This window comes from Duncaniella sp. C9 (assembly GCF_004803935.1).
GTDB lineage: Bacteria > Bacteroidota > Bacteroidia > Bacteroidales > Muribaculaceae > Duncaniella > Duncaniella muris.
In genome coordinates this window covers 2,859,179-2,873,190 of record NZ_CP039547.1, presented here as the reverse complement: position 1 = coordinate 2,873,190, position 14,012 = coordinate 2,859,179, and the positions used below count along the sequence as shown (strand labels likewise).

The window sequence follows — 14,012 nt, the reverse complement described above, 5'->3', positions numbered from 1 at the left end:
TTTCTCTGCATCAACATACCTTCAACATTTATATGTAATGACATAATAATATAGAGACATCAAAGTAGGTTAATTCATGAAAGGATACTCAGTCGTCATATTTATAATCAGGGAAAGGTATAGCTTTAGTCATCTCAGTCAAATCAACATTCTTAAATGTGGCTATATTATGCAACCGGATGTTGAAATCGTCAATTAACTGGGTATACTTATCCTTAATATAAATGAAATTTTGATGCTCCTTAATCTCATTGTCAATAGGGTCAAAGATGCTTTTAAACTCCTTAACAGCTTTCTTGAAAAATTCTGGAGTGCCAGATCCGAATGACACCATCGTGACTTCAAGCATATATTCCTTTAGTTCGTCCAACAGCCAAGTATACCCCTCCGCCTTTTGAGGCATGGATAAAGAATAAGGAATTGCTTGCATAAGGGAAAGCACCGCATTAAGAGTCTGGAGACAATCTTTGTGATATAACCTTGCGAGGATAATATTGAATCCTTCCTGTTGTTGTAAATTTATGGAATTGGTTTCCTCTCTCTGGTGTTCAAGTTCTTTTCTCAGACTTTCGAGTTGTGATAATTTGTTCCGGAAGTCCAAAACGTTGAAAATTTGGTATCCGATTAGTAAAGTTACAGAAATGCCTATAAAAGCCCCCATAACGCCAATAAATGTTGAAATGTCAACTACACTGGATGCTTTAACCTTAACAAAGAATAAAGCAAGTGTTATTAGCGAAAACGATAAGCTTATAAAGCCACAATATATGCTCAGTTTGTTTCTCATATTCAGATAGTACTTAGTCTTTTCTTTCCATTGCTGCTAATAATGCTTTCAAACCTTTGTTTTCAGGGGTGTCAAGAATCTGAATGTTGTCAAGTGTTCCCAATCTCAAAACATCATCACATATTTTGACTCTATTAAGCATTGGCATAAGAATGGATTTGCTGTGATTGATGAAATCGTGAATTTCCTTTACTTTTGTGGGGATTTTGTAACCGCTTTTACTGCTAGCAATTACAACTCCTTCATCTCTTAAGCCAGCGATGATCTTATTACGGAATGTAGTTTTGTTCATTTCATTGTATCCTATGCGGCTAAGATGACCAATCAGTTCTTTGGTTAAAATGTAATCTCGCATAGGATTATTAATTGCTCTAAAAAGAAGATATGTCAAGATTGCAGTGCGCTGAGCTTCTACTTCGTCATCGCTTCTTTGGTGCGTAACGATATAATTATAGGCTTTTCTATAACAAATTTCAGCTATCTCTTTATCCTCATCTTCGGAAAATGCTGTATTTGATAGAAAATCATTGAAAGTTCTTGGATAATATAGAATTGGGAACATATGGTTCTTTATGATTCCGGCAAAATCTATATTGCATTTTTTATCATAAACAGATTCATCAATGTTTCGAGCCAGTGATCCAGCTATGAAATCTGCAAGTTGGATTATCACGTTTGATTTGCTATCTTCAAACGTGATGTCAAATTCATCAAACAAACTTGGATTTGGATTCCTCTTTTTTGCGTACTCTACGAATCCATTCAGGAACTCGCGGCTGCCCATACCATCATTATGTAGACGAAGTCTGCTAATGTTGGAGCGTAAATGCTCATAAATCCTCTGATAAAGGAATTTATAGAAACTTGTTTTGTATTTGAGTCCTGATTGAGAACTCAGTTTGTGCTTATCAATTACCAAAAGCAGTATATTGAAATCAAGTTTGGCAAGTTTTTGAAGAATCCTTGCTCTTCGAGTATGATTCTTACCTACAGAACTCGATTTCATTTCCCCAGATTGGAATTCCTGCTTTCTGATTATTTCCACTCCAGATTCAAGAGCTTTTACTTTCGACTCCGGCACAAGTATGGCTGCGATGATAAAATGAGAGGATGCTCCTTGTTTTGAAACATCCAAATTCGAATTCCCGAATTCATCTAAATAAACGTGCGTTAGTTCCATTGTTTGACGCTTCTATGACGGTTCTATTTATGATTGGTATTTAGATTGGTGTTAATGGCTGATTTTTTACAGATTATAGGATTAGCACTTACTCGGGTCTATAAAACTCGCCGCCAGAGATGTCGAAGAAGCGGTCAAAGAAGTCTTTGAGTTTCGCAATGACTGATTTCTTCTTTTCGGCTCTCTTGGCGCCGGCTCCTCCAAATAAGCCCATTGGCGGAAGTATCTCGGCAATGGCAGTGCCGCTCTCTTTCACTCCACCTTCGCGGAATGATTGACTGACAAAATCAAAAGTCTTATCGCGTTTGAGGTTTTCTGCGGTGATAATATCCTCAATCTGCTGTTGTTGGCTCTGACGCACAAATTCATGCCATTGGTCGTGAACGTCGTTTTCGGGCGTATGACTCTCGATGAAGTCCTCAATAAGTTCTTTCTTGTTGCGGAGGTCGGGCGAAGCCTCGACCGATTTCATGGCCTTGATAATGATTTCTCGGTCGTGGTTCTCATCTCCGTCAAGCTGACCCACAAGAAACAGGATGTAGTCGATATTGATTTCAATCGACTTCATCAGCTCCATCTCAAAAACGAGGTCATCATTGATGTTTGTCAGTTCACCTTTCTTCGGACGGTATTTGTCGTGCAGTTCATTGTAAAAGCCTCGGTAATCGACAAAATCATCGTCTGAAATGATGTGATTGTCGGCAAATTCATCGAAGGTCACAAGGATGTTGTAAGCCCGAAGTATAGTGCCGAATAGCTTGATAAACTCTTTCTCGGCGGTTTCTCCAAGTATCGGAGTGCCGAGAGGGTATTTTGCGAGAAGTTCCTCAATAAGCTCTTTCCAACCGGGATGATGTTTTCCCTGCTCATCATCATAGCCGAAGAAATAGTCATCAAAAGTCTTCAGTAATATAAGCCCGGCGGCATCTTTGTTGCCGAAAAGTTGTAGGCAGTCGTTTGTGGCCTTTTCAAGATTACGGAAACAGACTATATTGCCATGGTCTTTGATGGAATTGAGTATGCGGTTGGTACGCGAATAGGCTTGCAACAATCCGTGATAACGAAGGTTCTTGTCAACCCATAGCGTATTGAGCGTTGTGGCATCGAAGCCTGTGAGGAACATATTCACCACAATGAGCAAATCGACTTCGCGGTTTTTCATGCGAAGCGACAGGTCTTTGTAGTAATTCTGGAATTTATCGGCCGAAGTGTCGTAGCTTGTGCCAAACATATCGTTATAGTCCTCAATGCACTTTTCAAGAAAGTCCCGGCTCGGCTGGTCGAGTCCGTCGGTATCTTCAGGTGATTCATCTTCTGTGTCAACGTTAGGCGAGTAGCTGAAGATAGTTGCGATTTTAAGCCGCTTGTCGGGCGGCAGGAGTTTGTTGTGCCTCTGTAACTCAGAGTAATAGAGCTTAACAAACGGTATTGAGGCGACTGCAAAGATAGAGTTGAATCCTGTTAGTCGTGTTTTGGCTTTAATCTCTTTGACCTTGTTGCGGTCTTTGGCGGTTGCCACTTCACCGACATTGGTCAGTTTAGAGAAAGTGTAGCTGCGGGCATCACGACGAGTTTTCTGCGCAAAGTGCTCCATGATGTATTTCGATACCAGTGAGATGCGCTCCGGAGCCATCAATGCTCGCTCTCGGTCAATATTGCTCACCTGCTCATCGAGTATTTCATCTTCTTCACGCATGGTGCGGATATAGTCAACCTTAAACGGCAACACATTTTGGTCGCGGATGGCATCAACTATCGTATAGCTATGGAGTTGGTCACCAAAAGCGCCCTCGGTAGTTGTGAACTCGACGTTGCGTATTGCTCCGGCATTGTCGGGAAATATCGGTGTGCCGGTAAAACCGAACATATGGTATTTCTTGAATTTCTTGGTGATAGCCTTGTGCATATCGCCAAACTGCGAGCGGTGACATTCATCGAAAATCAAGACGGTATGCTGACCGTAAACCTTATGTTGCGGATTGCGGGCGATGAAATTGGAAAGCTTCTGAATGGTGGTGATGATGATTCGGGCATTAGGGTCATCGAGCTGCTTTTTAAGCACCGCAGTAGATCCGTTGGAGTTGGCCGCGCCTTTCTCAAAGCGGTCATACTCTTTCATCGTCTGATAGTCGAGATCTTTGCGGTCAACTACAAACAGCACCTTGTCAATCTCATCGAGCCGTGATGCAAGCCTCGCGGTCTTGAATGATGTGAGGGTCTTGCCCGATCCGGTTGTATGCCAGATATAGCCGCCTCCTTCACGCTTGCCGTATGTCTTGGCGTTGGTGGAGGTTTTTATGCGCAGCAGAATTTCTTCTGTGGCAGCAATTTGGTATGGGCGCATTACCAACAAAAGATTCTCCGACGTGAATACACAATATTTAGTAAGAATGTTCAGGAGTGTATGCTTTGAGAAGAACGTCTGAGTGAAGTCCATAAGGTCATAAACAGGCTCATTGTTTTTGGTTGCCCAATAGGACGTGAATTCAAACGAGTTTGAGGTTTGCTTCTTCCCTTTACCTTTGCCATTTTTCTGATTTGCTTTGCTGACGGCATCACGGGTGGTATTGCTGTAATACTTGGTAAGAGTGCCGTTGGAAATTACGAAAATCTGCACAAACTCATACAATCCGCTTCCTGCCCAAAAAGAATCACGCTGATAGCGGTCAATCTGGTTGAATGCATCCTTTATGCTTACACCGCGACGCTTCAATTCCACATGGACGAGCGGAAGACCGTTGACAAGGATTGTCACATCATAACGGTTGTCAAAAGCCCCACCTTCCGGCACATACTGGTTGATGACTTGAAGCGAATTGTTGTGGATGTTGATTTTATCGATAAGCGAGACATTGACAAGAGATCCGTCTGGGCGTGTCCAAGCCTTGACGTTGTCCTCCTGTATGGTCTTGGTCTTCTCAACTATACCCATATTGGGGTTACCGATAAATTCATTGAAGAAGTCAGACCATTCTTTATCTTCGAAAATAATATTGTTGAGCCGTTCAATCTGGTGACGGAGGTTGGCAATCAACTCTTTTTCCGAGGTGATTGTCAGATATTCGTATGCTTGGCGAGTGAGCCGTTTGATGAAATCGCTTTCCATCTCTGCTTCACTCTGATATTGCGCGGCATTGTAATAACCCGGCTCGAACTCGGCAACAACCGTCGATTCCGGATTCTCCGACACCATTTGATACTGCTCTGCCATATATTATGCGATTTGTTTGAAAGTCAATAATTTGTTGCGGTAATATTCATATTGCTCCTTGACAGCTGCTATTTCAGCGGGGAGGCCGGTAGTGAGGTCGTTTACCAGCGTCTCAAAGCGGTCAAGGATGGAAGCAATTTTTACTTGAAGTTCATACTCGGGTACTGGAATTATTACTTTAGCTAAATCAGTACCTGAAACGGAACATATTTTAGCTTCATTAGCATACATCCGTACCTGCTTATGATATTTAAGAGATCGACATACATGAGAAACAAAGTTAGGATACATTTCACTTTTGAAAATGAAACAGGCATCATGCACTGCTGCCGGTTCATCACCAAGCCATGCGAGAGCATTACCAAGATCATCTTTGTTTTCGCCAGCTGCCACTATAACCACATCGTTCTTGTTGGCATATCTCATTTTCTTAGCAACGTCATCATTGATGAAGCCGGGTGTCTTATCTGCATATAAGCCATAATGAGTATACATATCTCCATAGTGAATACATGGGACACCATTATCCACTATGTCTGTCCGAACAAAGCGTTTGCCACGAATAAATGTGCCAATTTCGCCCATAGCTTTCCAAGTAATTTTGTAACTATGCCCCCCCAGGTAGTTACGTCATCCATCTTTTGCTCACCATCGGTCCCGCAGCCGCAGGCGGAGGGATTGAAGGTGAGTAAAAGATTGCGATAATATTCATATTGCTCTTTACGTGCTTGCAGCTCCGCTTGCAGCTCCGCTTGCAGCTCCGCTGCGTAGTCCGCGAAGCGGTCGAGAATTTTCACAATTTCCTCCTGTACCTCAATGGGTGGAACGGGAATCGAGATTTCTGAAAGGGCCGATTGGGAGATGTTTGGGACAGAGCCAATTCCAGTAAATTTCTTAACTTCAGATTGAAAACGAGTATCTTGAAGAATATAGTTGAGATACGATGGATTGACTTGAATATTTTTTAATACAACAAGCTGAGGATTTATTGTTGCCTTACATGGGAGATTTTTGATTAACGCACATTTACCAACAGATGCAGTTTTAGTAAAAACGACGTCTCCTTCTTCAATCATTATTTCTGGAGATTCATAATATTTATCCCATGAAATATAGGTTGAATTATTATAGTCGATAACTTCATTGACTATATTCGATGGGCTTAAGGATATGGCACCTTCGTTATTTGGAACTATATCTTTTCGTGTGTAACCGCGAAAACCAATTCTACCCTTAATTTCGCATATCTGTCCTAATTGTTTGTAAGGTACTCCGTTTGGACAATGATGATTGATAAGTTCTTGTAGTTTGCTCATATTGTTTCGGCTTCAAGTTCTTTGATTATAGCATCGATTTCGGCACGGAGCTTGTTTTCATGCTCTACGATGCGGGCAATGCGGGCGTTGAGCTCTTTTATATCGGTTTGAGGGCGGGTGTCCTCGGCCTCGACGTATGAGCTGACGGAGAGGTTGTAGCCGTTTTCGGCGATGGTAGCGTTGTCTACGAGTGCTGAGAAATGTTTAACTACCTTTCGGTCTGCATATTCGACAACAATAGCATTAATATTATCGGGCGAGAGTTTGTTTTTGTTGCCCTCATGCACAAAGAGTTGGGATGCATCGATAAAAAGGGTCTTATTCTCTTTCTTAGACTTCTTCAAAACAATGATACAAGTGGCAATTCCTACTCCGAAGAAAAGGTTCTGCGGTAGTTGGATTACAGTATCAACATAGTTGTTATCAACAAGGTATTTACGAATTTTTTGTTCATCGCCACTGCGATATAGAACGCCGGGAAATTCGACTATTGCGGCTGTGCCTTCAGTGGATAGCCATGCGAGCATGTGCATGGTGAAGGCAAGGTCGCTCTTGCTTTTTGGTGCGAGAACACCGGCTGGGGCAAATCGGAGGTCATTGATGAGCAATGGGTTATCTTTGCCCACCCACTTTGTGGAATAAGGTGGGTTGCTGACTATGGCATCAAAAGGTTCGTCATCCCAATGGTATGGCTCGAGCAGCGTGTCGCCATTGTGGATGTCAAACTTATTGTAGTTGATGTTGTGGAGGAACATATTGATGCGGCAGAGGTTGTAGGTGGTGATGTTCAACTCCTGTCCGAAGAATCCCTGTTTCACATTGTCGGCACCGAGTATCTTGGCGAATTTAAGCAGCAAGGAGCCGGAGCCGCAAGCAGGGTCGTAAACCTTGTTTACCCACTGGCGGTTGTGGCTGACTATACGGGCAAGCAGTTCGCTGACCTCCTGAGGAGTGTAGTATTCGCCACCGCTCTTTCCAGCATTTGAGGCATACATCGCCATGAGGTATTCATATGCGTCGCCAAAAAGGTCAATCTGATTATCCTCATAGTCGCCTTTCAGGTCGATGCCTCCGATGTTGTTGAGGATCTTAGTGAGTTGTTCGTTTCGCTTCTCAACAGTGCCGCCGAGCTTATTGGAGTTGACATCAATGTCAGCAAAGAGTCCTTTGAGGTCATCCTCGCTCTCTGTGCCGACAGCCGATGCTTCGATAGCCTTGAATATTTCAGAGAGTGTTACATTTAGATTGGGGTCATTCTTTGCTTGCTTACGCACGTTGCAAAATAATTGCGACGGCAGAATGAAGAATCCTTTTTCACGCACAAGGTCCTCCTTGGCGGCAATAGCTTCCTCATCGGAGAATGAAGTATAGTCAAAGTCGGCATCACCGGCTTCGCGTTGCATACGGTTGATGTAATTTGTGATGTTCTCCGAAATAAAGCGGTAGAACAATATGCCGAGGACGTAGGACTTGAAATCCCAGCCATCGACCGAGTTGCGCAGGTCTTCGGCTGTAGCCCAGATAGCCTTGAAAAGTTCCTGTTTCTGTTGGGTGCTTGTCGCCATTGATAATAAAAACGCGAAAACTCCACGAAGTAGCATCTGAAGGCTGACCTAATCGAGCTATGCTCGCTTTGCATCCGCAAAGAATGCCTGTAACGACTACTCAGGAGTTCTCAAACAGTTTTCGGCTCGTGCCGGTTGTATTTTCTATTAATTGGTCATTTTCAGATAGACGTTACTATTCCTTTTACAAAATTACACATTTTATTTGAGCGAGACAAGGCGTTGAGGGAGAAAAAAGTAGCTCTACATTGGGCAAATATGGTTTTTGTCGGGTGTGGAGCTACGATGTGAGGATTATTCCGCCGGGGTGTAGAGGCGTTTCAGGCGATCAAGGGAGTGGGCGTGGCGGAGGGAGTCGCGGTAGGCGATGTCTTGTTGCCAACGGCCGGTTTGCCAGTCGCGGTATTGCTTTGGGAAGTTCTCGCGGTAGAATTGTCCGAAGGCGATGGCTTCGGCGTTGTCCTCATACCAGCGGTCGAGTTGCCCGATACGGTTCTCATAATCACGTCTTGTGTCGGATGCCGAGCGCGACACAAGTATGCTGCCCATTATGCAGATGCCGACAACCAAGCCTACAATTCCGAATGTGGGAAGGTGTAACCGGAACACGTCGCTCCAACTCTTGAAGTTGTCATCAAGACGCTTGCGGTCATCTTCGGAAAGGGTTGCATCAATGGAGGTCGGGATAGAGTCGAGTTGCCGTTCCAATCGGTCATGAAAGATGGCGCGGATAGTCGCCTCGTCGCGTAGCATCATTCGGATTTCACAGGCGTGACCAAAGTCTTTCATCGTTCCGTCATCGTCAAGCAGTGCCTCAAACACCGCTCCGGCAAGTTCCTCGCTCGATTTGGCAGAAGCCTCAAAGCAGCGTGTGGCATCCTCGATGCGTGAGACGAGTTCTGCGAGATTGGCAATATCTTTCTTATCAGGCGTTTCCGGCAGGTTTGCCGAAGATGGTACATTGTCAAATGGGTTGCTCATTATCGTTATTGTTTGTGAGTGATTGTTTTGCGTTAGAGAGTTCGGTCGCTATGTATTTCAGCGCGTCAATCGCCCATTGGTCGCATTGCTTCTGAGTGTTGACGTGGCGTGCTATCTGGTTGAGATTGTTCTTCATGCCGATGAGGTCGCGGAGCCACTGGCGCGTTTCAGGTGAACGATCAGGAATCTTGCGCCGCATAACAATCAGTCGGCAAAGGTGGCTCAATTTTACACCCCGCTCATTCGCTTTCGCCTCCAGTGTCTCGCGCTCGGAGCGTGACAGTCGGAATGTTATGCGTTCCGATAGGTTCTCAACGGGATTGCGCTTGTTTCGTTGCAAGGCAGATGGTTGTTTCTTCATATTCTGAATTTTAGAGTTTTATAATTTGTAGCCGTTCCGGCGTTTCCATTCATCGTCAAGGTCATCGGAACTATGACTGTCACGAATCTCATGTTCGGCATTACGGGAACTACCGGATGGGGCATCTTTTATTCTCGAATTATGCTTTGACTTTGAGGGAGAATAAGTTGGCCGAGATTGCTTTGAGGGAGAAGGGGCCAAAACAGTAGCAGGGAGAATACTCATGTCAATGCCGAGGTCTTTCTGCAAACTGTATTGACGTTCTTTGCCGTCGGAGTCAACCATTCTGACGCATAGCCCTTTCTTCGGGTCATGGAACAGTGTCAACCCCTCGGACGCCAATGTTCCGATAAAATCCGGAGAGTCGCGCGCGGCCTTTTCGATGATATACTTCAACCGGGCTTTGCGTTTTTTGGCTTCCTCTACGGCTCTTTTGCGGCGCATACGTTCATCAATCTGAGATTGAGAATCAGATGGCTTGTGCTGACGGCGTGTACGTTCTTTCCTCCTCCGACCCACAGCTTCCAGATGAGCCTTTTCCCGCTCGGCTGCTTTCTTTGGTGCTTCAAGTCCATATTTCATTGCAATACAGGCGGCTGCACGGTTGGCGTTCTTGTTGATGAAATTATCACGAAAACGCTTGCCGTTGACATCGGTAGTTCGGATTACGATGTGATAATGCTCGTTATCCGTATTGTCATGCCTGGCAACGATATACGGACACGCCGAAACATCATTGCCACGTGCCGAAAGCTCATCAAGAAAGTCACCGATAATAGTTCTCACCTTATCGCGTCCGTTATCAGGCATAGAGCGGAGCAGGGCTGTTTCTTCCGGTGTGAACGAGATGATAATCGTATAGCATTGTGTCCTGTAATTATTCGCGGTGGCGATCCAATCAGCGGCCTGTTCAGCCAGAGCCGCCGACAAGTCGGTGAAGTTAGCCAATAAAATTGTGCCGTCCTTCCCATGATTTTGCGCATAGCTCAGGCTATGGGAAATGTCGGACGATTTTCCTACAACGGCATTCATTTTATGGCTGAGTTAGCACGGCTCGAAACCGCAGGTTTCACAAATCGTCTGTCATACAAATCGGGTCGAGGGGTTTCCCATTGCAAGGGTGTTTTTTCGGGCCGGAGCGAAAGCGGAGTGTCTGACAAAAACACATCTTGCAGAGCCACGCGAATCCAAAAGAAATTCGAGCTTCTCATAACTTCAAGCCTCCATCCGTGCGGTCGATTACCGCGCTCTTTTTCTCACCGAGCGTCGGGGTATGTGTAACCTTTGGCTTCGGTTCGGGTTGTCGGACAATCCGCTCATCGGCTTTTACGGATTGAACGTGCTGCGTCTCCCTCCATTTTCGATAACTTTCCGGCACTTTCGGAGCGTATCTTCCAAGCAAGGAACCATAGCCACGATACAGGTCTGAACGATTGATGGCGGTGCCCTTGATTGCATCATTTATTGCGGTGAACAGACGCGCTCCGTCTTCCGTTGCAGACATAAAGCAGCGTACTTCAAGACAGTCGGGATTAGCTTTCAGATACTCGCAAGCCTCGCGGATGCCTTTTCTGCCGTTGAGAATGATATGGTAGCGACGAGCCATCACGGGATATACACCGTTACGTTCGACAGACTCCATAAGAGCCATGAAGTCGAGCGGATTCTCATACACCATGCACACCTGGTCTTTCCGCCGTTCGCCAAATACAGTCATTCCCGGCTCTCCGATTTGTCGGAATGATTTGCCGTTGAATGCGATGAAGTTGTCCGAGTCTTCCCCGCAGCGGAATGCAATGACACGCTCCGAACCTTTGCCTTTGGCTTTCGGTAACGAACCTTCAAGGGAGAAGTGCCGAACAGTATTCATAGATAGCCCGATGCGGGTTATCATACATCCGATAGCGGTATCTTTTGGATGGCAGGTATCTGTAAAATCCCAAACAGGGCGGCTGATAGGAGAGTATGGAAATTGCGATGGCAAATTCTCCCGCTCCGAATATAGTTTTTCAACCATTTGCATTGCTCTCGAGAAGTCATCGCCGTCTGCAATATCATACTTTCGTGCCAAATCGGAGGCAGAACCGAAAGAGTCCGGATTCTTGATTGCCCATTCATTACGGGCGGTGTTCACAGTCAGCTTGCCACCGTCAGGCAATAGATAATGCCGGAGAGAGCGGCGTTGCGATTGGCAAACTAGGCCGATAGCCATGCAGACATCATCAACAGGAATTATGGAGTCAAACTCCATCGCAGAGATAGATTTATTCATATTCTTGTAAAAATTGAGATTTATAACAGCTTGTCCCGAATGTCCCAATGACCCACGAAAATTTCCAAAAGCCACAGAATATTTTGATGCACAACCATAGTATTCTATTTCCCTTTTGTAAAGTTGATTGGAGTTAAGGGGGACATTTGGGTCGGTTGGGTCAGAATGGGGCGTCTTCATTTTGGCTGAAATTGAGTATCGAGGGATTGACAGGTATATTGCACCGTACCCAGGGGCGTTTAACTCGTCCGTCAGCACCGCAATAGTCCGGGTGCATGCCCGGCAGTTTCTCCTTTTCCGAACGTTCCCATCCTGAGATATGCTCCATCAGTGAATTTATGTATTGCGATGAGTAGCGGTAGGATGTCCGTATGGTGTCGTTTGGCAATTCCCGCTTGATCATTTTCGGCGAGACTATTAAAAGCGGTTCGGTTCCAATCTGCTTATATTGGTCATCAAGATACGATGAAGAATCCACCGCCCATTGTTGCCACTGCAAACGGCGTGACAGGGGCCAACCCGCGTATGCTGTCGGCACAGGACGATTTAGAAATGCCTCAATCTCCTCAAGCAGTTCATCGCCTGCGGCAGTGGTATATTCAGCCTGTCGTTGATTTGCGGCGTCCTCCAATTCTGACGAGAGATACAGCGGTTCATTGAGCGTGTAATAATGACGGGCCTCGGCCCACAGTTGCGATACCTCGGATTTCAACGCATCAATCCAATCCATAACTTCACCATTTCCTTTTATTGGGATTATCCACCAACGGCGGTTGCCATTGCAGCTTTGCAGGAACTCCGTCTCGTTGGTTGTGGCTGCGAATACATTGCTCCGGGGTATAGACTCGCTCTTCCGTGCGTATGCCGGACGCACGTCATCGCGCACACGGCTGAGAAATGCTTTGGCTGCCTCGGCGTCATGCGCACGCTTCATGCCGTTGAGTTCGGAGATTTCCACAATCCATGCTCCGGTTATATCCTCAATTTTCGTTTTGTCATCATGCGCGAATGAGAATGAATCGGAGAACCATTCACCGGCAATGATGCTGAGAAATGTACTCTTGCCGACACCCTGTGGCCCGGTGAATGTAAGGATATGGTCGAATTTGCAACCGGGAGCAAATGCACGCGCCACGGCTCCAATCATCCATTTACGAGTCTGTGCGCGAGTCAACGGAGTGTCCTCGGCACCGAGGTAGCGTATAACCACAGTGTCGATGCGCTCAACATAATCCCAGCTATCAGACATGATGAAATTCTGTACTGGATTGAAACCTCGCTCCTTCGAGGTCGTTTTCAGCATTTCAAGAATACGCGGTTGTGACAGTTGCAACCCGTATTGATTTTCAAAATACAGGCAGATTTTACCGACTGATTCATCATCAATACGATTGTCGCGCTCGTTGCAGAAGTCAGGGCATTGCGTTATATCCCGTTTTGTAAAGCGGTCAAAATGGACTTTCGACAGTTTGGGGTCGTTAAGTAGAATCAGTTTGATGTTCTGCCCGGTTTTCTCAATCTGGTTGTTATCGTTCAGGGTCAACTTCAATTCCCAGTCATCACTATCATTTGTATCATGTGTCCCGATGCCATGTATCAGCTTCTTTCTTACGGCAATATCCTCACGGCAAAGTTTGAGCATCGCTTTGTAGGAGGGGAGACGCTTCATCGCAGTCCCATCCTTAATGCTTGCATCAAGTTCGCCAAAACGGTAATGCCTGACAATGTTGAACGCATTTCTCGGCACATCGCTGTCATTACACCATGCAACCTGCCTGTCGCTGTCAATGGCAACAGTCATTTTTGTTTCACCGGGCAATGCGTATGTCCCCGGCTCATTAAGCGGAGCAAGACTTCTGGCAAGGAACTTCTCAATAGCCTCTGCACAGGTGTAAGCACGGCAAAAGGCATCTTCCAGAGCATTTGCGCCGCTTCTCATAGCAACCTCCTTCCACGCGCGCTATTGCGCATACCTTTGGTCATAGCCTCCACCTGTTCCTCGACGGTAGGCTGACCGGTGCGGCGGTTGTCGGTCAGCCATCGGCGAAGCTCCGAGGGGAGAAACAAAAGATTCCGTCCGGGTTTATAACACGGTATGCGTCCTTCCTGCACCAGCGCGTATATCCTCGATGGCGACAGATGAAGAAGTTTGGACGCTTCATCAACGCATATCATCTCCTCGTCCTTGACAGAGGCTTTGAGGGAGAAGATATGTTGCGATAGTTTATTGACTGTTTCGGTCAGGGCATCGACTTTCTCTTCAAGCCGAGCCATGTTCTGAGGCATAGCCTCAAATGTAGGTTCTTTAATCATTATGGCGGAAGCGATTGGTTTTGAAT

At 45.6% G+C, this 14,012-nt stretch carries 12 protein-coding genes; all 12 read right to left on the bottom strand.

Translation table 11 applies throughout. The features are described 5' to 3' along the window. Window positions 1-88 precede the first annotated feature (88 nt). The 12 genes from E7745_RS12035 to E7745_RS11980 all read right to left on the bottom strand — a co-directional run bounded on the left by E7745_RS12035 (window position 89) and on the right by E7745_RS11980 (window position 13,986). A complete protein-coding gene (locus tag E7745_RS12035) occupies window positions 89-787 on the bottom strand; it encodes a hypothetical protein (RefSeq protein WP_123399928.1) in 699 nt (232 codons plus the stop codon). Between the two features lie 13 nt (window positions 788-800). Continuing rightward, window positions 801-1,967 (bottom strand): DUF3800 domain-containing protein, encoded by a 1,167-nt coding sequence (locus E7745_RS12030; RefSeq protein WP_123399926.1) that lies wholly within the window; start codon window positions 1,965-1,967, stop codon window positions 801-803. A gap of 88 nt (window positions 1,968-2,055) precedes the next feature. Next, on the bottom strand, window positions 2,056-5,178 hold the full coding sequence (locus E7745_RS12025) for a type I restriction endonuclease subunit R (RefSeq protein ID WP_123399924.1): 3,123 nt from the start codon (window positions 5,176-5,178) through the stop codon (window positions 2,056-2,058). A gap of 3 nt (window positions 5,179-5,181) precedes the next feature. Beyond that, window positions 5,182-5,763 (bottom strand): restriction endonuclease subunit S, encoded by a 582-nt coding sequence (locus E7745_RS12020; protein ID WP_136408904.1) that lies wholly within the window; start codon window positions 5,761-5,763, stop codon window positions 5,182-5,184. Further along, window positions 5,709-6,494: a restriction endonuclease subunit S gene (locus E7745_RS12015; RefSeq protein WP_136408903.1), complete on the bottom strand. Its 786-nt coding sequence runs from the start codon at window positions 6,492-6,494 to the stop codon at window positions 5,709-5,711. The genes E7745_RS12020 and E7745_RS12015 overlap by 55 nt, the downstream gene beginning before the upstream one ends. Next, window positions 6,491-8,059, bottom strand: coding sequence for a type I restriction-modification system subunit M (locus E7745_RS12010; protein WP_123399920.1), 1,569 nt, complete (start codon window positions 8,057-8,059; stop codon window positions 6,491-6,493). The genes E7745_RS12015 and E7745_RS12010 overlap by 4 nt, the downstream gene beginning before the upstream one ends. A gap of 294 nt (window positions 8,060-8,353) precedes the next feature. Next, window positions 8,354-9,040: a hypothetical protein gene (locus E7745_RS12005; protein ID WP_123399918.1), complete on the bottom strand. Its 687-nt coding sequence runs from the start codon at window positions 9,038-9,040 to the stop codon at window positions 8,354-8,356. Next, a complete protein-coding gene (mobC, locus tag E7745_RS12000; protein WP_123399916.1) occupies window positions 9,024-9,401 on the bottom strand; it encodes a plasmid mobilization relaxosome protein MobC in 378 nt (125 codons plus the stop codon). The genes E7745_RS12005 and mobC overlap by 17 nt, the downstream gene beginning before the upstream one ends. Before the next feature lie 18 nt (window positions 9,402-9,419). After that, entirely contained in the window at window positions 9,420-10,433 is a 1,014-nt protein-coding gene (locus E7745_RS11995) for a relaxase/mobilization nuclease domain-containing protein (RefSeq protein ID WP_123399914.1), read from the bottom strand. Window positions 10,434-10,608: 175 nt separating this feature from the next. After that, entirely contained in the window at window positions 10,609-11,673 is a 1,065-nt protein-coding gene (locus tag E7745_RS11990) for a hypothetical protein (RefSeq protein ID WP_136408902.1), read from the bottom strand. Between the two features lie 160 nt (window positions 11,674-11,833). Continuing rightward, window positions 11,834-13,612, bottom strand: a complete 1,779-nt coding sequence (locus E7745_RS11985; protein ID WP_240740310.1) for a virulence-associated E family protein — start codon at window positions 13,610-13,612, stop codon at window positions 11,834-11,836. Further along, on the bottom strand, window positions 13,609-13,986 hold the full coding sequence (locus tag E7745_RS11980) for a helix-turn-helix domain-containing protein (RefSeq protein WP_123399910.1): 378 nt from the start codon (window positions 13,984-13,986) through the stop codon (window positions 13,609-13,611). Before E7745_RS11980 ends, E7745_RS11985 begins: the two co-directional genes overlap by 4 nt. Between the last annotated feature and the right edge of the window lie 26 nt (window positions 13,987-14,012).

Coding starts and splice junctions, on each gene's coding strand:
- E7745_RS12035 (WP_123399928.1), bottom strand. CDS start 787: ATGAGAAACAAACTGAGCATATATTGTGGCTTTATAAGCTTATCGTTT.
- E7745_RS12030 (WP_123399926.1), bottom strand. CDS start 1,967: ATGGAACTAACGCACGTTTATTTAGATGAATTCGGGAATTCGAATTTG.
- E7745_RS12025 (WP_123399924.1), bottom strand. CDS start 5,178: ATGGCAGAGCAGTATCAAATGGTGTCGGAGAATCCGGAATCGACGGTT.
- E7745_RS12020 (WP_136408904.1), bottom strand. CDS start 5,763: ATGGGCGAAATTGGCACATTTATTCGTGGCAAACGCTTTGTTCGGACA.
- E7745_RS12015 (WP_136408903.1), bottom strand. CDS start 6,494: ATGAGCAAACTACAAGAACTTATCAATCATCATTGTCCAAACGGAGTA.
- E7745_RS12010 (WP_123399920.1), bottom strand. CDS start 8,059: ATGGCGACAAGCACCCAACAGAAACAGGAACTTTTCAAGGCTATCTGG.
- E7745_RS12005 (WP_123399918.1), bottom strand. CDS start 9,040: ATGAGCAACCCATTTGACAATGTACCATCTTCGGCAAACCTGCCGGAA.
- mobC (WP_123399916.1), bottom strand. CDS start 9,401: ATGAAGAAACAACCATCTGCCTTGCAACGAAACAAGCGCAATCCCGTT.
- E7745_RS11995 (WP_123399914.1), bottom strand. CDS start 10,433: ATGAATGCCGTTGTAGGAAAATCGTCCGACATTTCCCATAGCCTGAGC.
- E7745_RS11990 (WP_136408902.1), bottom strand. CDS start 11,673: ATGAATAAATCTATCTCTGCGATGGAGTTTGACTCCATAATTCCTGTT.
- E7745_RS11985 (WP_240740310.1), bottom strand. CDS start 13,612: ATGAGAAGCGGCGCAAATGCTCTGGAAGATGCCTTTTGCCGTGCTTAC.
- E7745_RS11980 (WP_123399910.1), bottom strand. CDS start 13,986: ATGATTAAAGAACCTACATTTGAGGCTATGCCTCAGAACATGGCTCGG.